General features: G+C 51.5%; 16 protein-coding genes, 2 tRNA genes and 3 rRNA genes. 13 read left to right on the top strand and 8 right to left on the bottom strand.

Annotated elements, in window-relative coordinates:
* Positions 1-123: 123 nt before the first annotated feature.
* The 3 genes from ACFQO0_RS03965 (at position 124) to ACFQO0_RS03955 (ending at position 2,305) form a co-directional block, all read left to right on the top strand.
* On the top strand, positions 124-1,035 hold the full coding sequence (locus ACFQO0_RS03965) for a DMT family transporter (RefSeq protein WP_382232732.1): 912 nt from the start codon (positions 124-126) through the stop codon (positions 1,033-1,035).
* A 115-nt stretch (positions 1,036-1,150) separates the two neighbouring features.
* On the top strand, positions 1,151-2,125 hold the full coding sequence (locus tag ACFQO0_RS03960; protein ID WP_382232731.1) for a quinone oxidoreductase family protein: 975 nt from the start codon (positions 1,151-1,153) through the stop codon (positions 2,123-2,125).
* A gap of 9 nt (positions 2,126-2,134) precedes the next feature.
* Positions 2,135-2,305, top strand: a complete 171-nt coding sequence (locus ACFQO0_RS03955) for a hypothetical protein (protein ID WP_382232730.1) — start codon at positions 2,135-2,137, stop codon at positions 2,303-2,305.
* An 86-nt stretch (positions 2,306-2,391) separates the two neighbouring features.
* Here the strand turns inward: ACFQO0_RS03955 and ACFQO0_RS03950 are convergent, their stop codons facing one another.
* Positions 2,392-2,937, bottom strand: coding sequence for a DUF4136 domain-containing protein (locus ACFQO0_RS03950; RefSeq protein WP_382232729.1), 546 nt, complete (start codon positions 2,935-2,937; stop codon positions 2,392-2,394).
* A gap of 342 nt (positions 2,938-3,279) precedes the next feature.
* Between ACFQO0_RS03950 and pepN the strand changes: the two genes are divergently transcribed.
* From pepN to phbB, 9 genes are all read left to right on the top strand, one after another.
* Entirely contained in the window at positions 3,280-5,928 is a 2,649-nt protein-coding gene (pepN, locus tag ACFQO0_RS03945) for an aminopeptidase N (RefSeq protein ID WP_382232727.1), read from the top strand.
* 115 nt (positions 5,929-6,043) lie between these two features.
* The gene (locus tag ACFQO0_RS03940) at positions 6,044-7,048 is read left to right on the top strand and encodes a class 1 fructose-bisphosphatase (RefSeq protein WP_382232726.1); all 1,005 of its coding nucleotides are present in this window, start codon (positions 6,044-6,046) and stop codon (positions 7,046-7,048) included.
* Between the two features lie 556 nt (positions 7,049-7,604).
* Positions 7,605-9,137, top strand: a 16S ribosomal RNA gene (locus ACFQO0_RS03935).
* 116 nt (positions 9,138-9,253) lie between these two features.
* Positions 9,254-9,330, top strand: a tRNA-Ile gene (locus ACFQO0_RS03930).
* A gap of 20 nt (positions 9,331-9,350) precedes the next feature.
* Positions 9,351-9,426: transfer RNA gene (locus tag ACFQO0_RS03925), tRNA-Ala, on the top strand.
* 301 nt (positions 9,427-9,727) lie between these two features.
* A 23S ribosomal RNA gene (locus tag ACFQO0_RS03920) occupies positions 9,728-12,602 on the top strand.
* A gap of 169 nt (positions 12,603-12,771) precedes the next feature.
* A 5S ribosomal RNA gene (gene rrf / locus ACFQO0_RS03915) occupies positions 12,772-12,884 on the top strand.
* The 16S, 23S and 5S rRNA genes sit together here with 2 tRNA genes alongside, the layout of an rRNA operon.
* Positions 12,885-13,373: 489 nt before the next feature.
* A complete protein-coding gene (locus ACFQO0_RS03910) occupies positions 13,374-14,549 on the top strand; it encodes an acetyl-CoA C-acetyltransferase (protein ID WP_382232725.1) in 1,176 nt (391 codons plus the stop codon).
* 47 nt (positions 14,550-14,596) lie between these two features.
* Entirely contained in the window at positions 14,597-15,337 is a 741-nt protein-coding gene (gene phbB, locus ACFQO0_RS03905; protein ID WP_382232724.1) for a beta-ketoacyl-ACP reductase, read from the top strand.
* Between the two features lie 40 nt (positions 15,338-15,377).
* On the opposite strand, the gene ACFQO0_RS03900 is transcribed toward phbB, so the two are convergent.
* Both ACFQO0_RS03900 and ACFQO0_RS03895 read right to left on the bottom strand, forming a co-directional pair.
* The gene (locus tag ACFQO0_RS03900) at positions 15,378-16,022 is read right to left on the bottom strand and encodes a DsbA family protein (RefSeq protein WP_382232723.1); all 645 of its coding nucleotides are present in this window, start codon (positions 16,020-16,022) and stop codon (positions 15,378-15,380) included.
* Between the two features lie 90 nt (positions 16,023-16,112).
* Complete coding sequence (locus ACFQO0_RS03895; protein WP_382232722.1) at positions 16,113-16,712, bottom strand: 3'-5' exonuclease; 600 nt, start codon at positions 16,710-16,712, stop codon at positions 16,113-16,115.
* A gap of 207 nt (positions 16,713-16,919) precedes the next feature.
* Here ACFQO0_RS03895 and ACFQO0_RS03890 point away from each other — a divergent pair, with 207 nt between their 5' ends.
* Entirely contained in the window at positions 16,920-19,019 is a 2,100-nt protein-coding gene (locus ACFQO0_RS03890) for a methyl-accepting chemotaxis protein (protein WP_382232721.1), read from the top strand.
* A gap of 113 nt (positions 19,020-19,132) precedes the next feature.
* Here the strand turns inward: ACFQO0_RS03890 and ACFQO0_RS03885 are convergent, their stop codons facing one another.
* The 5 genes from ACFQO0_RS03885 to ACFQO0_RS03865 all read right to left on the bottom strand — a co-directional run bounded on the left by ACFQO0_RS03885 (position 19,133) and on the right by ACFQO0_RS03865 (position 22,782).
* Positions 19,133-19,354, bottom strand: a complete 222-nt coding sequence (locus ACFQO0_RS03885; RefSeq protein WP_382232720.1) for an RNA-binding S4 domain-containing protein — start codon at positions 19,352-19,354, stop codon at positions 19,133-19,135.
* Positions 19,355-19,428: 74 nt separating this feature from the next.
* Positions 19,429-19,698 (bottom strand): hypothetical protein, encoded by a 270-nt coding sequence (locus ACFQO0_RS03880; RefSeq protein ID WP_382232719.1) that lies wholly within the window; start codon positions 19,696-19,698, stop codon positions 19,429-19,431.
* 37 nt (positions 19,699-19,735) lie between these two features.
* Positions 19,736-20,125 (bottom strand): MAPEG family protein, encoded by a 390-nt coding sequence (locus ACFQO0_RS03875; RefSeq protein WP_382232718.1) that lies wholly within the window; start codon positions 20,123-20,125, stop codon positions 19,736-19,738.
* A gap of 180 nt (positions 20,126-20,305) precedes the next feature.
* Positions 20,306-21,739, bottom strand: coding sequence for an exodeoxyribonuclease I (gene sbcB / locus ACFQO0_RS03870; RefSeq protein WP_382232716.1), 1,434 nt, complete (start codon positions 21,737-21,739; stop codon positions 20,306-20,308).
* 74 nt (positions 21,740-21,813) lie between these two features.
* On the bottom strand, positions 21,814-22,782 hold the full coding sequence (locus ACFQO0_RS03865; protein ID WP_382232715.1) for a GGDEF domain-containing protein: 969 nt from the start codon (positions 22,780-22,782) through the stop codon (positions 21,814-21,816).
* Between the last annotated feature and the right edge of the window lie 5 nt (positions 22,783-22,787).

The raw sequence follows: 22,787 nt of genomic DNA, 5'->3' as shown, positions 1-22,787 counted from the left end.
TCCGCAGCCGGTTACTCAAACCGACAAGGCGGGCATACGATCTGGGATGCTCGCTGCAACGATGCACAATGACGATTGCGGCGACGGAAAGCCGGAAATGCGCTTAGCCTTTACAATTGCGGCATGACAGTTGCAACCTCACCTTCCTCCCCGCGCAAGCTGTTCCTGATTGGTCTGCTGATCGCCATCGTGGGCGCGGTTCTGTTCTCTACCAAGGCCATAGTCGCCAAACTGATCTACCGCTATAACGTTGATGCGGTGACGCTGATTGCTTTCCGCATGATGTTTTCGCTGCCATTTTTCATCGTGATCGCGATATGGAAAGCCCGTACGGCTCAGTCTTTGAGTACGGTGGAAAAAGGGCAGATCGTGATACTCGGTTTGCTGGGTTACTACCTTTCCAGTTTTCTCGATTTCCTCGGCCTGCAATATATTTCTGCTGGTCTGGAACGCCTGATTTTATTTTTGACACCCTCGTTCGTGCTGTTGATTTCCGTTTTCTTGATGAAGAAAAAAATCACGGCGATCGAATGGGCGGCGCTGGGTACTTCTTATCTTGGAACAGTGCTGGTCTTCGTGCATGACGTTCGTATCGGGGGCGCGAATGTCACAATAGGTGGCTTGTTCGTTCTGGGTAGCGCGATTTCGTACGCGGTCTATTTACTGGCTTCTGGTGAACTGGTCAGGCGTGTAGGCGCATTACGTCTGGTCGCCTATGCAATGTGCGTATCCAGTGTTGCCTGCATAACTCAATTTTTTGTCTTGCGTCCAGCGTCGATGTTGATACAACCTATGGATGTATACAGCCTGTCGATGATCAATGCATTCTTTTGTACCGTACTGCCGGTATTTTTGACCATGATCGCGGTGGACCGTATAGGCGCGGCGACGGCATCGCAAGCGGGTATGATCGGGCCGGTATCCACGCTTTTTCTGGCCGCCTGGATATTGGGTGAGCCGATCACCAGCATTCAATTGGCAGGCACCGCATTGGTATTGTGTGGAATTTATCTTTTGTCCAAAAAGAAATCATAGGCAGGTATCAGCAGAGCCGGCACCCGCTTTGATATTGCAGAAAAGTGCTGAAGGTGGGCGTCTTGCGCTTAGGTATTTGCCCTACCGATAAACCAAATGTATAAGCGAGCCACGCATGACAAAAGCAATCAGGATTAAAGAGACCGGCGCTCCCGATGTGATGGAATATATTGACGTCGATCTGCCCGCTCCAGGTACCGGCGAAGTGCTGGTACGCCATATGGCTTGCGGCTTGAACTTCATTGATGTGTATTTTCGTACCGGCCTCTATCCGCAGCCTTTACCTGGTGCTTTGGGTATGGAAGGCGCGGGCGTGATCGAGGCAGTGGGGGCAAATGTCTCGCATGTCAAAGTCGGCGATCGCGTTGCGTATGCCGGCCGACCGCTCGGTGCTTACGCAGAAGCGCGCGTGATGCCAGCAGACATATTGGTCAAGCTGCCGGAATCCATCAGTTTTGAAACGGCTGCCGCGATGATGTTGCAGGGTTTGACCGTGCAATATCTGTTTCGCCGCACATTCCGTCTGCAGGGCGGTGAAACAATTCTGTTCCACGCAGCGGCAGGCGGTGTCGGTCTGATTGCCTGTCAATGGGCGCGTGCTTTGGGCGTGACGATGATAGGTACGGTAGGTTCGGATGAAAAGGCTGCTTTGGCCAAAGCCAACGGCTGCGTACATACGATTAATTACAACAAGGAAAATTTTGTTGAGCGCGTGAAAGAAATCACAGGCGGAAAAGGCGTGCCGGTAGTTTATGACTCGATTGGCAAAGACACTTTCATCGGTTCGCTGGATTGCCTTTCACCGTTAGGGATGATGGTCAATTTCGGCAGTGCATCCGGCGCGGTGCCGCCGTTCGGCTTGAATGAGCTAGCGACACGGGGGTCTTTATTTATCACGCGTCCTTCGCTGTTCAATTACACGGCAAAGCGCGATGATCTGGAAAGCATGGCAGCAGAATTGTTCGGCATGGTGGAGAGCGGCAAGATCAAGATCGATATCAATCAGCGTTATGCACTGAAGAATGTGGCACAAGCGCACCGCGATCTTGAGTCCCGCAAAACCACAGGTTCATCGATTTTGATTCCCTAAGGAGTTGTGATGCAAGAATTGAATACAGATGGCATCAAGCCTGACGAGCCGCAGGTGGAGGATATCGCTGCGGAATCCGATGGCAATCCCAAATTTGGCCGTTTGCTGCTATTGCTCGCCTTTGGCGTGGCGATCGTGGTTGCGCTGACGTTTGGGTCGCAAGCGTATTACATGCCTTGATGGCAAGCCAGGATGGATTAAAATCGGCGACCTGCAGGTCGCCGTTTTTATTTGTTAGTGCTGCGTGAGCATGTGGAACGAACGGCTTATTCCTTGATTTCCAGTTTCATGCGACGTGCCACCCCGCTAGGTCCCGGAAAATCTGAAAAAGCGCTGCGCACCATATACGGCATGGCGAACGCCAGCGAACCATTGGCACCATCGCTGTTGACGGTAACGTCATACAGTTTTTTTCCATCCTTGCTGCGCGTAATCAGGACGTTGAGTTGACGCTGGAATAACTGGTAATGCACTTCCTGATACTGCGTCACGGGTCCGGGGTGCCAGAACGGATCGTAATACGGGCCGTAATACCCACGCCATCTAGGGCCATACGGGTAGTAAGGCCAATAAGGGTCGACGATCACAGGTTGTACGGTTTGTACATCGCGCATATCAATTCGGTAGTTGATACCCACCTTCAGATTGGCGCCGCGCGGATCTTGCGCTTCTGCAAAGCCGAGGCGGCCCAGTTCATTGCGCACCAGATTTTCATAACTGCGATATTCAAGATCGTTTTGCTGGTCGGTTTTACGATCGAAAATATAGGTTTTATTTTGTAGATCAGCCGGCCACTCATGAAATGCGATCACGTCATTTCGTATAAATGAGGCGCAACCACTGAGAAACAGGCTGGATAGGGCTATGAGTAACAATAAACGGCGACGCAATTTGATTCTCCTTGTAGACATAGACAGGATAGCGGTAATCCGTAAAAGCGCAGTTACATTTTGTAAGCAGCAAAGCTGTTTCCTGCGCTTGCATATATGATCCGCGTGCAGCGTTGAAAGAGTTTTGCTGGATTTTCCCGTATAACAACTACACGCCTGCTTGCGGTTAACAGCCTTGTGCGTCCAGATTGCATGTCGATACCATTTTCAATCGCATGATTGGTAAAATGGTATTTTGCCTTACTCCCACCGAAGCCACTTCTTATGCGCACCGACACTTCCCCTGCGATTTATCGCAAAGACTACACGCCACCAAGCTATTGGGTCCGCACCGTCCAGATGGGGTTTGACCTTGATCCGTCTGCAACCCGCGTAGCGACCCGCATTACGCTGGAACGCAATGCGGCCAGCAATGAAAAGGTGGTGGTGTTGTACGGCGAAGAAGTGGAACTGGTGCAAATCCGCTTGAATGGCAAAGCCCTGTCCAAGCGAGATTACTCGGTGAAAGCGGGCGTATTGCGCATACCTGTGGCTTTAAATGCCATCACGCTGGACATTGAAACGCTGATCCGGCCAGACAAAAATACGTCCCTGATGGGTTTGTACGTATCGAACGGGAATTTTTTCACGCAATGCGAAGCCGAAGGCTTCCGCAAAATCACTTATTTCCCGGATCGCCCGGATGTGATGGCGAAGTACACCGTCATGCTGCGCGCCGACAAGAAAAAATATCCGGTGTTGCTGTCGAACGGCAACTTGATAGAAGAAGGTGATCTGGGCGACGGTCGTCATTACGCGCTGTGGGAAGATCCTTTTAAGAAGCCGTCTTATCTGTTTGCGTTGGTGGCTGGTCAGTTGGTTTGCCAGCAAGAAACGATCAAGCTCAAGTCCGGTCGCGATGCCTTGCTGCAGGTTTGGGTGGAAGACGGCAATCTGGACAAGACGCAACACGCGATGGATTCGCTGATCAACAGCATACGCTGGGATGAAGAGCGTTTTGGGCTGGAACTGGATCTTGATCGCTTCATGATCGTTGCCGTCGGCGACTTCAATATGGGCGCGATGGAAAACAAGGGTTTGAATATTTTCAACACCAAGTATGTGCTGGCCAATCCGCGCATCGCAACTGATGTCGATTACGCCAATATCGAAGCCGTGGTCGGCCATGAGTATTTTCATAACTGGACTGGCAACCGCGTGACGTGTCGCGACTGGTTTCAATTATCTTTAAAAGAAGGTCTGACCGTTTTCCGCGATCAGGAATTTTCGGCCGACATGGTGGGCACTGAGAGCGGCCGCGCGGTGAAACGTATTGATGACGTACGCGTATTGCGCCAGGCGCAATTTCCGGAAGATGCGGGCCCGATGGCGCATCCGGTGCGACCAGACTCGTTTGTCGAGATCAGCAACTTTTATACAGTCACGATTTATGAGAAGGGCTCGGAAGTCGTGCGTATGTACCAAACCTTGCTGGGCCGCGATGGTTTTCGCAAGGGCATGGACCTGTATTTCAAGCGTCATGACGGGCAAGCGGTTGAGTGCGATGACTTCCGTGCAGCGATGTCGGCGGCCAATGGTCGCGATCTGACGCAGTTCGAGCGCTGGTACAGTCAGGCCGGTACGCCGCGCGTCACGGCCCAGACATTTTACGATGCCGCCAGCAAAACCTACGACATCACGCTTTCGCAATCTTGTCCGGCAACGCCGGGACAGGCGAAGAAATTGTCTTTCCATATCCCGGTCGCGGTGGGTTTGCTCGATAGCAGCGGCAAAGACATGACTTTGAAGCTCGATGGTGAAGTGGCAGCGATAGGTACAGTCGTGCTGGAATTGACTTCGGCGCAGCAAACTTTCCGCTTCACTGAAGTCAATGAAAAGCCGGTGCCGTCGATGTTGCGTAACTTCTCAGCGCCTGTGGTGCTGGAATACGATTACAGCGAAGACGAGCTGGCTTTCCTGATGGCACATGACAGCGATCCATTTAATCGTTGGGAGGCAGGCCAGCGTCTGGCGACGCGCCGTTTGCTGGCATTGACTTCGGCCTCGCAACAATCCGATGCATTGAGCGTCGATCCCGCATTGAGCGACAGTTTGCGCGCAACATTGAACGATGCGCAGCTCGATCCGGCTTTCCGCGAAACGGTGCTCACTTTGCCGGCGGAAACGGTGATTGCAGAACAAATGGATGTCATTGATCCGCAGGCGATCCACACTGCGCGGCGCTTTTTGCGTCATTCCTTGGCGCAGGCTTTGCGAGCCGATTTCCTGGCCGCTTATAAAGCCAACCAAACTGGAAGTGCTTACAGCCCGGATGCAACATCGTCCGGCAAGCGCGCGTTGAAGAATCTGGCGCTCTCTTATATAGCGGAGTTGGATGACGCCGATGCGCATGCATTGGCGCAAGCCCAATATGACAGTGCTAACAATATGACCGACCGTATGGCGTCCTTGTCTGCATTGGCCAACAGCCATGCCCCAGGCAAGGTGGCGGCGCTGGCCAGGTTTTACAGCGAGTTCGAGCAAGAGCCTTTGGTTATTGATAAATGGTTCAGCTTGCAGGCAATGGCACGCACTATCGATGTGGCTGCCGTACGCAAGCTGATGCAGCACAAGGCGTTTTCTATCAAGAACCCGAATCGTGCGCGCAGTCTGATATTCAGCTTCTGTAATGGCAATCCGTCACGCTTCCACGCCCTAGATGGGAGTGGCTATGTATTCTGGGCTGAGCAAGTAATCGCACTGGACGCAATTAATCCTCAAGTCGCAGCACGGTTGGCACGCAGCCTGGATCGCTGGCGCAAATATGCGCCGGAATTGCAGGAAAAAATGCATGCAGCGCTGAAACAGGTGGCCGCTGCCAAGTTGTCGAAGGACACGAAGGAAGTGGTGACAAAGTCGCTCGCAGCCACCTGATGTAGTGAGCTAATTGATAGAGAAGTAATAGAGCAGCTTACAATTGCCGGTCAAAACGGCAGAGTACGGCCTAGCAGTTTGATTAAAGTCAGCAAATAAAAGATTAAAGGACCTCATGAAACGCATCAGTCTCACCCAGTACCTGATTGAAGAGCAACGGCTGCACAACACTATCCCGGCTGAGTTGCGCCTATTGATAGAAGTCGTCGCTCGCGCCTGTAAAACCATTAGCCACGCGGTGGGCAAAGGTGAGCTCGGTGAAGTAATGGGGTCGGCAGAAAGCGAAAACGTCCAGGGCGAAGTGCAAAAGAAGCTAGATATTATTTCCAACGATATTTTGCTGGAAGCTAATGAGTGGGGCGGTCACCTGGCGGCCATGGCATCGGAAGAGATGGAAACCATCCATCCGATTCCGAATCGCTACCCTATGGGCGAATACCTTTTGTTGTTCGATCCACTGGATGGCTCCAGCAATATTGATGTCAACGTATCAATCGGTACCATTTTTTCGGTATTGAAGGCAGCCGACGGCATGCAGGCACCAACAGAACAGGATTTCCTGCAGCCGGGTAGCAAGCAGGTGGTTGCCGGTTACGCTGTCTATGGACCACAAACGGTGCTGGTGCTGACGACCGGTAATGGCGTGCAATGTTTCACGCTAGACCGTGAAATGGGTTCGTGGGTCATGACGCACAAGAATATGCAGATTCCAGCGGACACCAAGGAGTTTGCGATTAATGCATCGAACGCACGCCACTGGCATGCGCCGGTCAAGCGCTACGTGGATGAAATGCTGGCCGGTACAACAGGTCCGCGCGGCAAGGATTTCAATATGCGCTGGATTGCTTCGATGGTGGCAGATGTACATCGCATCCTTAATCGCGGCGGTATTTTCATGTATCCGGCGGATGCGCGCGAGCCGGACAAGCCGGGCAAGCTACGCCTTATGTATGAGGCCAACCCGATGGCATTCCTGGTGGAGCAGGCTGGTGGTGCCGCAACCGATGGTCAGCAACGCATATTGGATATTCAACCGGAAAAGCTGCATCAACGTGTGCCGGTATTCCTAGGATCGAAGAATGAAGTGGATCTGGTAACGAGTTATCACAAGGCAAAGTAAGGCTTCTATAGAGAGGCAAATCGCTTTAATAAAAGCGCTTGTTAAAAAGATTTAAAGTATTTTCTCAAAAGTACTTGCCAAGGTTTGAAATGCTTTGCTATAGTTCGGCTCCCGTCGCAGAACAAGCAGCGAAACGCAGAGTGTAGCGAGCTGAATTGAGAAGTGATGGGGGTGTAGAAGAGGTGGTAGTAGTTGGGTTTTTGGTCAGTCGTTTTGAAGGAATTTAAAACGAATCTTTTTAAAAAGTTTCTTAAAAAGATGTTGACGAAAACGAAGACATGCCACATAATCTCATCTCTCTGCTGCTGACGAACAAAACGATTCGCAGCGTCGCTGAAACAGCGAAGCAGGCAAGAAGTTCTTTAAAAATTAACAGTCGATAAGTGTGGGCGTTTAATGGAAGCGCGGCAGTGAATTTATTCGCTGTCATAACTTTAAATATTAAATGCTCACAAAGAAATATAGATACTTTCGGTTAAACGAAAGTACCTGTCAGTATTTTGAGTGAGCGACCGGTTCGAAAGAACCATGTCAGCAATGACATAAAACAGAGATTGAACTGAAGAGTTTGATCCTGGCTCAGATTGAACGCTGGCGGCATGCCTTACACATGCAAGTCGAACGGCAGCACGGGAGCTTGCTCCTGGTGGCGAGTGGCGAACGGGTGAGTAATATATCGGAACGTACCCTAGAGTGGGGGATAACGCAGCGAAAGTTGCGCTAATACCGCATACGATCTACGGATGAAAGTGGGGGATCGCAAGACCTCATGCTCATGGAGCGGCCGATATCTGATTAGCTAGTTGGTGGGGTAAAGGCCTACCAAGGCTTCGATCAGTAGCTGGTCTGAGAGGACGACCAGCCACACTGGAACTGAGACACGGTCCAGACTCCTACGGGAGGCAGCAGTGGGGAATTTTGGACAATGGGCGAAAGCCTGATCCAGCAATGCCGCGTGAGTGAAGAAGGCCTTCGGGTTGTAAAGCTCTTTTGTCAGGGAAGAAACGGTGGACTCTAATACAGATCACTAATGACGGTACCTGAAGAATAAGCACCGGCTAACTACGTGCCAGCAGCCGCGGTAATACGTAGGGTGCAAGCGTTAATCGGAATTACTGGGCGTAAAGCGTGCGCAGGCGGTTTGGTAAGACAGATGTGAAATCCCCGGGCTCAACCTGGGAATTGCATTTGTGACTGCCCGGCTAGAGTGTGTCAGAGGGGGGTAGAATTCCACGTGTAGCAGTGAAATGCGTAGAGATGTGGAGGAATACCGATGGCGAAGGCAGCCCCCTGGGATAACACTGACGCTCATGCACGAAAGCGTGGGGAGCAAACAGGATTAGATACCCTGGTAGTCCACGCCCTAAACGATGTCTACTAGTTGTCGGGACTTAATTGTCTTGGTAACGCAGCTAACGCGTGAAGTAGACCGCCTGGGGAGTACGGTCGCAAGATTAAAACTCAAAGGAATTGACGGGGACCCGCACAAGCGGTGGATGATGTGGATTAATTCGATGCAACGCGAAAAACCTTACCTACCCTTGACATGTACGGAATCCTTGAGAGATCAGGGAGTGCTCGAAAGAGAACCGTAACACAGGTGCTGCATGGCTGTCGTCAGCTCGTGTCGTGAGATGTTGGGTTAAGTCCCGCAACGAGCGCAACCCTTGTCATTAGTTGCTACGAAAGGGCACTCTAATGAGACTGCCGGTGACAAACCGGAGGAAGGTGGGGATGACGTCAAGTCCTCATGGCCCTTATGGGTAGGGCTTCACACGTCATACAATGGTACATACAGAGGGCCGCCAACCCGCGAGGGGGAGCTAATCCCAGAAAGTGTATCGTAGTCCGGATTGTAGTCTGCAACTCGACTACATGAAGTTGGAATCGCTAGTAATCGCGGATCAGCATGTCGCGGTGAATACGTTCCCGGGTCTTGTACACACCGCCCGTCACACCATGGGAGCGGGTTTCACCAGAAGTAGGTAGCCTAACCGTAAGGAGGGCGCTTACCACGGTGGGATTCGTGACTGGGGTGAAGTCGTAACAAGGTAGCCGTATCGGAAGGTGCGGCTGGATCACCTCCTTTCTAGAGTTTGCGTGAAAGTTAAGCGTCCACACTTATCGACTAGTTAATAAGAAAAGAACAGTGAATGTCGGCGATACGCAGAAGCTTGCGTATGGTTGGTTGGTACTGATCCAAACGGGTCTGTAGCTCAGTTGGTTAGAGCACCGTGTTGATAACGCGGGGGTCGTTGGTTCGAGCCCAACCAGACCCACCAAGATATGTATGACCGGTTTCGGGGGTTTAGCTCAGCTGGGAGAGCACCTGCTTTGCAAGCAGGGGGTCGTCGGTTCGATCCCGTCAACCTCCACCAAGATGTCAAACCTAAGTTGATCAGTGAGAGCTGACGTAATTTAGGTTTGATCTTTTAGATAGATCATTAGCTGTTTTTGTTCTTTAACAATTTGGAAGAAGTAAAGATTTATTGGTGCAAACCAATGATGCGCAAGCATTGTTGAGATGCGCTGATGGGTTTTGATTGTATCAAATCAAATAGTATTGGCGATCAGTTGTTCGAAAGAGCAATCTAGTGCCAATACAAGCAAACACGTAGTACTTGTTTGCCTTATGACCGTCTCTTGGAAGTGCAAACGACTGAGAGGCTAACGTTATAGGGACAAGCGAATAAGTGCACATGGTGGATGCCTTGGCGATATCAGGCGATGAAGGACGTAGTAGCTTGCGATAAGCTGCGGGGAGTGAGCAAACACACTTTGATCCGCAGATTTCCGAATGGGGAAACCCGGCCCTTGTGGTCATCACTCACTGAATACATAGGTGTGTGAAGCGAACGCGGCGAACTGAAACATCTAAGTAGCTGCAGGAAAAGAAATCAACCGAGATTCCCAAAGTAGTGGCGAGCGAAATGGGAGCAGCCGCAAGTTTTAGCATTGGATATAGTGGAATGCTCTGGAAAGTGCAGCCATAGAGGGTGATAGCCCCTTACACGAAATGACCAGTGTGGAACTAAGCTTGCAACAAGTAGGGCGGGACACGAGAAATCCTGTCTGAACATGGGGGGACCATCCTCCAAGGCTAAATACTCGATATCGACCGATAGTGAACCAGTACCGTGAGGGAAAGGCGAAAAGAACCCCGGAAGGGGAGTGAAATAGATCCTGAAACCGTGTGCATACAAACAGTAGGAGCGGACTTGTTCCGTGACTGCGTACCTTTTGTATAATGGGTCAGCGACTTACATTCAGTGGCAAGGTTAACCGTATAGGGAAGCCGTAGAGAAATCGAGTCCGAATAGGGCGTTCAGTCGCTGGGTGTAGACCCGAAACCAAGTGATCTACTCATGGCCAGGTTGAAGGTGCGGTAACACGCACTGGAGGACCGAACCCACTAATGTTGAAAAATTAGGGGATGAGCTGTGGGTAGGGGTGAAAGGCTAAACAAACTTGGAAATAGCTGGTTCTCTCCGAAAACTATTTAGGTAGTGCCTCAAGTATCACCATCGGGGGTAGAGCACTGTTATGGCTAGGGGGTCATCGCGACTTACCAAACCATTGCAAACTCCGAATACCGATGAGTGCGAGCTTGGGAGACAGACGTCGGGTGCTAACGTCCGGCGTCAAGAGGGAAACAACCCAGACCGCCAGCTAAGGTCCCAAAGATTGGCTAAGTGGAAAACGAAGTGGGAAGGCTAAAACAGTCAGGAGGTTGGCTTAGAAGCAGCCATCCTTTAAAGAAAGCGTAATAGCTCACTGATCGAGTCGTCCTGCGCGGAAGATGTAACGGGGCTAAGCCAGTCACCGAAGCTGCGGATATGTGTTTACACATATGGTAGGAGAGCGTTCTGTAAGCCTGCGAAGGTGTCTTGTAAAGGATGCTGGAGGTATCAGAAGTGCGAATGCTGACATGAGTAGCGATAATGGGGGTGAAAAGCCTCCACGCCGAAAGCCCAAGGTTTCCTGTTCAACGTTCATCGGAGCAGGGTGAGTCGGCCCCTAAGGCGAGGCAGAGATGCGTAGCTGATGGGAAGCAGGTTAATATTCCTGCACCGTCGTATGATGCGATGGGGGGACGGATCGCGGAAGGTTGTCAGGCGGTTGGAAGAGCCTGTTCTTGACTTGTAGAAGGCTATTAGGCAAATCCGGTAGCGTAATTCAAGGGGTCGAGACGAGTGAACTTGTTCACGAAGCAATCGGAAGTGGTTCCAAGAAAAGCCTCTAAGCTTCAGTCATACGAGACCGTACCGCAAACCGACACAGGTGGGCGAGATGAGTATTCTAAGGCGCTTGAGAGAACTCGGGAGAAGGAACTCGGCAAATTGGTACCGTAACTTCGGGATAAGGTACGCCCTTGTAGTTTGATTGCTTTACTGCATGAGGACGAAAGGGTTGCAATAAACTGGTGGCTGCGACTGTTTAATAAAAACACAGCACTATGCAAACACGAAAGTGGACGTATATGGTGTGACTCCTGCCCGGTGCTGGAAGATTAAATGATGGGGTGCAAGCTCTTGATTGAAGTCCCAGTAAACGGCGGCCGTAACTATAACGGTCCTAAGGTAGCGAAATTCCTTGTCGGGTAAGTTCCGACCTGCACGAATGGAGTAACGATGGCCACACTGTCTCCTCCCGAGACTCAGCGAAGTTGAAATGTTTGTGATGATGCAATCTACCCGCGGCTAGACGGAAAGACCCCATGAACCTTTACTGTAGCTTTGCATTGGACTTTGAACCAATCTGTGTAGGATAGGTGGGAGGCTTTGAAGCGGGGACGCTAGTTCTCGTGGAGCCAACCTTGAAATACCACCCTGGTTTGTTTGAGGTTCTAACCTTGGTCCGTTATCCGGATCGGGGACAGTGCATGGTAGGCAGTTTGACTGGGGCGGTCTCCTCCCAAAGTGTAACGGAGGAGTTCGAAGGTACGCTAATTACGGTCGGACATCGTGATGATAGTGCAATGGCATAAGCGTGCTTAACTGCGAGACTGACAAGTCGAGCAGGTACGAAAGTAGGACATAGTGATCCGGTGGTTCTGTATGGAAGGGCCATCGCTCAACGGATAAAAGGTACTCTGGGGATAACAGGCTGATTCCTCCCAAGAGTTCATATCGACGGGGGAGTTTGGCACCTCGATGTCGGCTCATCACATCCTGGGGCTGTAGCCGGTCCCAAGGGTATGGCTGTTCGCCATTTAAAGTGGTACGTGAGCTGGGTTTAAAACGTCGTGAGACAGTTTGGTCCCTATCTGCCGTGGGCGTTGGAAATTTGAAGGGGGCTGCTCCTAGTACGAGAGGACCGGAGTGGACGAACCTCTGGTGTACCGGTTGTCACGCCAGTGGCATTGCCGGGTAGCTAAGTTCGGAAGAGATAACCGCTGAAAGCATCTAAGCGGGAAACTTGCCTTGAGATGAGATTTCCCAGAGCCTTGAGCTCTTTAAAGGGTCGTTCGAGACCAGGACGTTGATAGGCTGGGTGTGGAAGTGCAGTAATGCATTAAGCTAACCAGTACTAATTGCCCGTAAGGCTTGTCCCTATAACCTTAGCAGGTCATAGGCATACAAGTAACGTGTGTGCGATTTGATTCGTGCAATCAAAACCGCTGTCGTCATCACCCATGACCTCAGTGTGATCTTTACTTCTTCCAGATTGGTTTGTTGACGACGTCAGAATAACGACGACGGCAGCGAACGCTACAAGTTATGCCTGATGACCATAGCGATTTGGTACCACCCCTTCCCATCCCGAACAGGACCGTGAAACGAATTTGCGCCGATGATAGTGCTGCAACCAGTGTGAAAGTAGGTCATCGTCAGGCTTTTATTAGAAAACCCCCTTCCAGTAATCTGGTCGGGGGTTTTTGCTTTTACGCGAAATATTCCTCGCACACGATAAATTCAAATCCCCTTCCGCATAAACACCCGCCAAATACCGAACGACTGAACTTAACATCGCTTCTGCTAATACCGGCGTTTCAACCAGCATCAATTCAAAACAGAAAAACTCTTATCTGCATAGCCGCTAGTCAGTTTCTGTTCGACCTTGCATGCTTAACTATTCACGCCTTTGATAATATGTGCGTGCGCGCTCTTAATTTCCCAGGCTGGTACGTAAGCAGATCAACTCATTGCGACAAAGTTTGATAATTTACCGGCGAGTCATTGCATTTTTGACAAATTTTGGATAGGGTGAATACATGTTTGCCGTGTCAATGCGAATTTGCGTACGTCCTTCAATAGTAATCAAGGACATTGATTTTTCTGGCATATCGCAACACTCGTTTCTTCAATCCCTTATGGAGAGTTAAATGGATGATGTCGTTATTGTCGCTGCAGGGCGCACTGCAGTTGGAAAATTCGGTGGCGCCTTTGCAAAAATAGCCGCTGCCGATTTAGGCGCGCATGTAATTAAAAATCTGCTGACACGTAGCGGTATCAGTCCCGATGCTATTAGCGAAGTCATACTTGGACAGGTGTTGGCCGCAGGTTGCGGACAAAATCCAGCGCGGCAAGCATCCATTCGCGGCGGTTTGCCGGATATGGTTCCGGCGTTCACGATCAATAAAGTCTGCGGAAGTGGATTGAAGGCGACGCATCTCGCCACGCAATCCATACGATGTGGCGATGCACAAATCATCATTGCCGGCGGTCAGGAAAACATGAGTGCCTCACCCCATGTGCTGAACGGTTCGCGCGAAGGTTTCCGCATGGGTGACGCGAAACTGATCGATACCATGATTGTCGATGGCTTGTGGGACGTGTACAACCAGTATCACATGGGCACAACCGCAGAAAACATCGCAAAAAAATTCAATATCTCACGCCAGGAGCAGGATGAATTTGCGCTTGCTTCGCAAAATAAGGCTGAAGCCGCGCAAAAAGCTGGCAAGTTCAAAGATGAAATCATTCCTTATGAAATTGCGGGCAAAAAAGCATCAGTCATTGTCGATGCTGACGAATACATCAAATACGGTACCACGCTGGATTCGCTTGCTGCACTACGTCCGGCATTTTCAAAAGACGGCACAGTCACTGCGGGTAATGCATCAGGTATCAACGATGGCGCAGCTGCCGTCATCATGATGACGGCAAAAAAAGCGACAGAGCTCGGGCTGAAACCCTTGGTTAGAATCAAGGCTTATTCTTCTGCCGGGGTAGATCCCGCGATGATGGGAATGGGGCCGGTGCCTGCAGCACAGTTGTGTCTAAAAAAAGCCGGCTGGACCCATCAGGATCTGGATCTGCTGGAAATCAATGAAGCCTTTGCCGCACAGGCGATTGCTGTAAATCGCGAAATGGGCTGGGATACCAACAAGATCAATGTCAATGGCGGTGCCATCGCGATTGGTCACCCTATCGGTGCGTCCGGCTGCCGTATTCTGGTGACACTCATACATGAAATGATACGACGCGATGCGAAGCGTGGCTTAGCCAGTTTGTGTATAGGTGGTGGAATGGGGGTAGCGCTTGCAGTAGAGAGGTGAAGTCTGTTTTAACAGGCTCAAAAATAGACGAGACAAGGAAGAATAAAATGACACGCATCGCACTGGTAACCGGCGGTATGGGTGGTTTGGGAGAAGCGATTTGCATCAAGCTGGCAGCGCTTGGATATCATGTCGTAACGACTTATTCGCCGGGGAACAAGAAAGCCTCCGAATGGTTGGCAAGCATGAAGGAAAATGGTTTCGACTTTCACGCTTATCCCTGTGATGTATCCGATTACGATTCGGCACGGCAATGCGTTGCTAGCATCGAAAAAGAGATCGGGCCGGTCGACGTACTGGTCAACAATGCCGGCATTACGCGCGATGTCACTTTCAAAAAGATGGAGAAGCTGGATTGGGATGAAGTCATGGCGACCAATCTGGATTCGGTATTCAATATGACCAAGCCGGTTTGCGACGGCATGGTCGAACGCGGCTGGGGCCGCATTATCAATATCTCTTCAGTGAATGGCCAGAAGGGCGCATTCGGTCAAACCAATTATTCCGCGGCCAAGGCAGGCATGCACGGTTTTACCAAGGCACTAGCTCTTGAAGTTGCGCGCAAAGCCGTGACAGTCAATACGATTTCACCTGGTTACATCGGCACGAAAATGGTAACGGCGATACCGCAAGAAGTATTGGATACCAAAATCATCCCCCAAATTCCAATGGGGCGTTTGGGTAAGCCGGAAGAGATTGCCGGTTTGGTCGCCTATCTCGCTTCGGATGAAGCAGCATTTCTGACAGGCGCCAATATCGCCATCAATGGCGGGCAACACATGTATTGAGCTTGGCAGGATGGGCCGTGTGACTCGGCCCATCCATTGATCATGAGTCTGAAGTCTGATCGACCAATGTCTGCAAGCGCTCCACCAACACCTCGGTGCGTGCAAAACCCGAAGTCACCAGATACAGTTCGCCGGCCCGCTCAAAAACGAGCGTAGGAAATCCGGTTACACCCCAGCGTTGCGTCTGAAGGAAATCATCGTTGGTGGTCGTGATCGCTACTTCCGATGACCACGTCGTCAAAAAATCCTGCGCACTTAAGTCTATTCCAGCTTTGTTCAAAACAGCTACGCTGATCTTCGCCAGTACGTCGCCTTGCGTCGTATCCAGGCCTTCTGCATAAAATCCATGCTGAATGGCGTGAAAAACATCGAGTGCGGTCTCTGGTGCCAACATACGAGCGACAACGACGGCGCGACAGGCAGGTTCGGTATCGTAAATAAAATCCTTGTGTGACAAGGCCGCCTGGGAAAAAGGCAAGCCGCTTGTCGCTTCCACTTTTCCCCAATGGGATAGCAGTGTGGTTTTTAACGCCTCATCCATCAATTGCTTGTTGTAGGCACGCAAGCCCCCAAGAACAATTTCGAATCGTAATTCGGGCACGCCATCAAGCAGTGTCTTCAGCTCCGGTCCGAAACCGTAACACCATGAACACATAGGGTCGGCGATGTAAATGAGTTTTGTCATTGGTCCGAATCTTTCTTGTTTCTTGTAATCAGTCGTTGAGGGGCACAACCTTTTGCTGTTCAAAGCATAGCACTCCGTCGCTAATCGGGGCTAACTCGATTCTGTCTGCGGAGTGGCTGGTGGGGAAAGAAAACCAGATTTTTGCCGCAGTTTTTTGACCGCGTGTGTGATTGTATCTGGTGGCATATCACGTACCAATTTCCCCCAAAACTGCCACAATAAATCGGCATCAGCCAAGGCGCGATGGCGCGCTTCCGGTATCAGGCCGTGACGCACAATCAGGGTGTCCAGGTTATGCCGTTTTTCTTCAGGGAAGAGTGTGCGTGATAGTTTGACTGTACACAGCATTTCCGACTGCAAGGCGTGACCAGTGCGTGCAAACGCGTGATGTAAAAAGCCATAATCGAAGCGCGCATTATGCGCGATGAAGAGACCGTCTGCCAGCCGTTCATGGACTGCGTTGGCCAGAGCATCGAAGGAGGGCGCGGCTTCAACCATGTCGTCACTGATGCCGGTCAACCCCTGGATGAAAGACGGTATCGGTCGGCCGGGATTGACAAAGCTGGACCAGCGTTCTACTGCGCCATCGGGATGCACTGCGACGATTCCAATTTCAGTGATGCGATCGTTGACCAGGTTTGCGCCGGTAGTTTCGAGATCGACGAATATCAATTTTTCATAAGGCTTCATAGCCGACATTGTCCCATGGCCAAGCCCTTCGGCACGCGTGATTCCGCAGCTATCTGGACAAAAATACAATTCATCAAGCAGTCATATTTCGCGTTCAAAATTGCCGCAGGGAAAACATCCGCGACGATTCCATCGCTGTCATGGTGGATGGGCCTCTGCACCCTGACGCTCCGCACATGACTTTGTATCACCATCTGAAAGTGCACAATGAAAAATGTCTTGCTGACACCTGCCGTCAAATTAATGCAGCGCCTGCGGCTGTTGCCCAAGTTTGTTGTACTGACGGCGATCTTTGTCACGCCCTTGTTGCTGGCGACTTTTTTGTTATTGAGCGAACTGGATAAATCCATCGCTTTCACCAAGCAGGAACGTCTGGGTGTCAGCCATGTACGGAAGATCCAGAACATTATTCAGCTGACGCAAAAACATCGGGCATTCCAGCATATGTTCATTATGGGCAATGCCGGTGCGGAGCTAAAGGCGCAGCAGACGCAAAAGAATATCAATAATGAAATTGCAGCGCTTGATGCAATGCGTAGCGCAGAACCGGCCTTGTACAAGGGCGATGCATGGAAGGAAATTCAAACTGGCTGGACCGCCTTGCAAGGAAAACTTGTAGGTACAAAAGATAGAAAAATCTACGATGAACATACGGCGCTGATCGCGCAGTTGTATCGACTCAATGCATTGATTGCTGATCGCAGCAAACTTACGCATGACCCGGAGGGCACAACCTATTATCTGGCCGAGTTGTTCGGCAAGGATTTTCCGCGCCTGACAGAGGGCTTGTCGGAAATTGCGGGGCGCGGTGCAGCCTACATCGATAGCGGGTTGATGGAAGCAAATGAAGAAGTGCTGCTGGGTTCTACGGTATTGCTGGCACGTCGCGATCTGGCCGCGATTCCGGGCAAGATAGATATGCTGCTGCAAGAGAGCCCGCAACTTGCGCGGGAAATGGCGAGCGCGCAGGCAGCGATTCCTTCTGCAATCACCTATCTGGATCGGGCCAAGAATGAGATATTGAATTCGGTCGATCAAACTTCGGGTAACGCATTTTCCGATGCAGGGCATGCCAGCATCGATGGTTTGTATACAGCGGCCGATACTTCGGCAAATGTGATGATGCAATTGCTGCAACAGAGGTTGGAGAGGGACGCCTTCCACCTCAATATGATCATGCTGGCGATCTTTTCCATTTTGCTTATCGCAGCCTATTTTCTGCTCGGCTTCTATGTATCGTTTTCGAACGAAGTGCAACGTCTTGGGGCAGCGGTCAAGCGTGCGGCATCCGGTGACTTGAGCAAGAAAACCAGCTCGCATGGGAAGGATGAGATTGCGCAACTGCTGAATGCCTTTGGCGGCATGAGCGACGGCTTGACGCATCTGGTGTCACAAGTACGGAGGGGAAGTGACACGATTGCCTTGGCTTCGAACGAAATCGCCACCGGCAACTTCAATTTGTCCACACGGACCGAAGAACAAGCTAGTTCACTGGAACAGACATCTGCCGCGATGGAAGAGTTGACCACGACTGTCAGGCAGAATGCTGCGCATGCGCAGCATGCTAATAAATTGGCGCAGACTGCATCCAGCATCGCAGAGCAGGGCGGCGATGCTGTATCGCAAGTCGTGCATACGATGCAGGCGATTCAGCAATCATCGCGCGAGATCAGCGACATCATTGGTGTCGTCGACAGCATTGCTTTCCAGACCAATATCCTGGCCTTGAATGCTGCGGTGGAAGCGGCGCGGGCGGGTGAGCAAGGCAAAGGATTTGCCGTCGTCGCGGCGGAAGTGCGCAATCTGGCACAACGCAGCGCAACGGCAGCGAAAGAAATCAAGGCCTTGATAGCCGACTCTGTTGAAAAAGTGGAAATCGGCAGCAGACAAGCGGATAGCGCCGGCAAAACGATGGATCAAATCGTCGATTCCATCAGTCGCGTGACCACCATCATGGAAGAAATTACGACGGCCAGTTCCGAACAGCAGACCGGCATTGAACATATCAATCAGGCGCTTGGTCAGATGGATGACATCACGCAGCAGAATGCCGCACTGGTTGAGCAAGCTGCGGCGGCGGCCGAAAGCATGCGCGAACAAACGCTGGCCTTATCAGAGACAGTCGCTGTTTTCAAATTAGCTGATGACAGTCGCGCTGGCATTGCTCTGGTCGAGCATCATGGTGCGCACAACAATGTCACGCCATTGCCCAGACGTGTCATGAATGCATCACATGATGAGATGAAAGCGAGCCTGCCGGGACATTTTTCGAAGCAGGTATTGGCGGTTGCCAACGGTCGCCGATGATGGTTGCAGAGGGCGTCACGGCGCGACACAAATTGTCGTGATAACGATGATATATGGCGCAAGACCGAACGTCCTGCGCGAGCCATGCACACAGGACGTGCAGGACCAACTACTCAGGCAGCTGCGATAACCTTGATCCGCACATCGCCGAGCGCCACGACTTGTCCAGAACGAATCTTGCAGGTCTTGCGCAATTCGGTTTGTCCATCCACTTTGACCTTGCCGCTGGCAACGATCATTTTTCCGGCACCTCCGCTATCGCAGACACCGACCAGTTTCAGTAATTGGTTCAATTCGACATAGTCGTCGTTCAATTCAAATTCAAGTTGTTGCATGGCATTCTGCTTGTGAATAGTAGGAAGAGCTTGCGGTTGTCATCAATTCGCTTGCCGTTATTTAGTAGATCAATTTATTTTGACTGACGCGCTGTTTCCAGCCAGACGTCGAGAGTCGCCAACAGGTCAATCTGACTGAACGAACAGCTTTCTTCAGTAAATAAACTTCCTGCTTCCAGGCGGCTCAACAAGTCTTCCATGACCTCTTTATAGCGAGAGGGAAGTGACGCCAGCAATGCCGATTGCGCACGCCATAATTGGCAGAACTCGGCAATGCCCAGTTTGTCTGTACGCACGGCATTGAGTGAGTCGTGCAGGATTTGAAATGTTTGATCGTGTGACATGAGCAATGAAAAGTGAAATAAAAATGCTGCGCGTCGTTTATCGACTGCCTGGAAACGCCGCGATTAAAAACAGGCCGATGACGGCTAGATAGCCGATCAACCACGCGACAGAGCGTAGCGTTGATCTATCCGACAGATAAAGCCCGGTGTAGACAATGCGCGAAGCGATGAACGCGATTGCCAGCATATCAATTGAATCCTGCGTGGCGTGTAATTGCTGCGCAACCAGCACACCGGCAGCAAAAAATGGAAATGCCTCAAAGTGATTGCGATGTGCAGAGTCGGCACGGCGTCTTATGCCGCTTTGCTGTTCCAGCCAGCGCCGGGGTTCCGAATTATCGAAATCGCGGCGTCCCCATTTTGCAATCGCAATTGTCGCCACAGGCATGATGCCCGCCGCCAATACGCACCAATAAGAAAGATTCATGTTGATTCCGGTAGCAAAGCGACGTCATTGATTTTCAGTGCACGGACAGACATGCGCGACAATTATACTGTCACTTCCAACGGAGTATGTGTGCCAGCCTGTTCCAGGTTGCGGCATGTGCATCGACGCGTATGATCTGACTGTTAATTCACTGAGCAGGACGTTCAGCGATACCATCCTTCAGTCACGTACTGGCGCGATCGATTCTGCATAATCATACAAGGCGCCGAGTATTTCTTCACCATGCTCATCGGTAGTTTCTGATAACTGGTCGATTTCAGAAAACAGCTGTTCTATCGTACGGACCCCGCCTTCGCCATCGAACAGTCTGGCTGCACGATGTTCTTCCCAGCGTTGCGCTTCGTCAGCGGACAACGTGTGCGGGAAATTACGCGCACGATAACGCCATACCAATTCTTCCAGACGCAGATCTGTAAAACTCGGTTGCGCCTTCGCCAATGCCTCCGGCGACAAGGCCCGCAGTTCTTGCAACAAACGTCGATCGTTGTTGCCGACAAAGCCACCGTATAAATCCTCATCCACATCAGGCGTCGCTTCTGGCGGTCTATGAAAAACATCTTGCCAGATCGCCGTCATATCCGGTGTAAGGGCGGCGATATCTGCATGGCGCAAAGCGGTGGCGATATCTAGGCCCCACTTTTCCGTCATTTCCGCAGACAGGGTTTTCAGGTTGTTGATGACGATCGGCGACTTGTTCAAATGGATGGATTTGATCGGCAGGCGGCTGACCCCTTCCGGCAAGGCGTCCGTTCTGCTGAACATGCGCGTGCGTATCGTCGCCGCATCCAGCGATGCGAGTTCGCTCGGATCGGCAGCCAGATCCCATACGATGACTTCGTTCTTGTTGGTCGGATGTATGGCCAGTGGCCAGACAATACCGATGCAACCGCGTTCGGCCGGGAACATACCGGTGATGTGCAGGAAAGGGCGTTTCATGGGCAAGCCGATTTCCGTCGCGACCTTGTCTTTCTTGTGCAAGGCAAAACAGAAATCGAACAGCTTGGGTTGGCGATCGCGTATCAGGCGCGCCATGGCGATGGTCGCGCGCACATCGGACAAGGCATCATGCGCTGCCTCATGGGCGATGCCGTTTTCTGCGGTCAGTTGCTCCAGTCTAAAGCTGGGGCGACCATCCGGGTGGCGCGGCCAGTTGATTCCTTCCGGACGCAAAGCATAGGCGGTACGCACGACATCAAGGATATCCCAGCGCCCGCAACTGTTTTGCCATTCGCGCGCATACGGGTCGATCAGATTGCGCCAGAACATGAAGCGCGTGACTTCGTCATCGAAGCGTATGGTGTTGTAACCGACGCCGATTGTCCCGGTTTCAGACAGCAGCTTTTCGATTTCTGCCGCGAATTGATATTCGGGTATGCCACGTTCGAGGCAGACTTGCGGCGTGATGTGCGTGATGAGGCATGACTGTGGATCAGGTAAAAAATCGTTGGCCGGTTTGCAGTAGAGCATGACCGGCTCACCGATTTCATTGAGTTCTGCATCGGTCCGTATCGCGGCAAATTGTGCCGGACGATCGCGGCGCGTATTGATGCCGAAGGTTTCGTAGTCGTGCCAGAGGAAGGTGTGGTTGGACATCGTGCAAAATGGTGAGGTCAGGAAATACTGAATCGAAAGTGCTTGCAAACAGGGCGCAGCATTGAATCGATAGCCTAGAATGAAATCTGATTGCGTCCGGCTTCCTTGGCGCGATACAGGGCGGCATCGGCTCTGGTGATCAGGTCTTCCGCGCCATGATGTGCATCGAGTGTCGCAATGCCGAACGAGGCAGTGACGTGCGGCAGCGGAAGATGCATGTCTTCAAATACAATCGCGTTGCGCATGCGCTCGCACAGGCGTTGCGCAACCATCTTGCCTGCGCTGGCATCGCTGTCCGGCAAGATGACGGTCAATTCTTCACCGCCGTAGCGTACCGCGAAATCGCTGGGGCGCAGTGCAGCGCTCAAAACACCTGCAGCTACGCGAAGTGCATTGTCGCCGACCACGTGGCCGTATTCATCGTTGAATTTTTTGAAGTAATCCAGATCGATCATGATCAATGAAAGCGGGCGCTCAGCTGCATGTGCTTCTTCGATCAGGTTCGGCAGCCTGTCATTCATCCAGGCACGATTATACAAACTGGTCAGACCGTCAATCAGTGACAACTGGCGATAAAATTCGCCGACCTTTTCGCGCCGGCGCAATTGCGCATTCGCTGCGCGCAGGCGGAATGACAATTGCCGCAGGAGGTTGCGCGCGATGCCATCCACTTCATCAATCAGTTTCCACATCAGGCGCGACGGGATGATCAGCAGGTCGGTTTCTTCCACGGCTGTCATGGTGTTGGAAGGCACGGCTTCGTCGAGTACTGACAATTCTCCTATGCTTTCGCCTGGCAGAATCTTGTCGGTGCGTCGCTGCTGGCTATTGTCGGCGACCAGAAAATTGATCAGGGCACCACGCAATACCACATAGACGCAGGCTTCCGTGCCGTGCATATTCGGTAGTTCTTCTTCCGCCGCAATGCGCAGCACGGTGCATGAAGCCAGCATGGCGTCGACACCATCATCGGTGACGCCGTCAAATAAATGCAGCTTGCTGATCGTATGTCCGGATTCCCCGAAGGTCGCAATTTCTTTCAACTTCT

The sequence above is a fragment of the Herminiimonas aquatilis genome, from assembly GCF_042665175.1.
Taxonomy (GTDB): domain Bacteria; phylum Pseudomonadota; class Gammaproteobacteria; order Burkholderiales; family Burkholderiaceae_D; genus Oxalicibacterium; species Oxalicibacterium aquatilis.
Note: the sequence above shows the minus strand (reverse complement) of the source record. Positions and strands in the feature narration are given on the sequence as shown.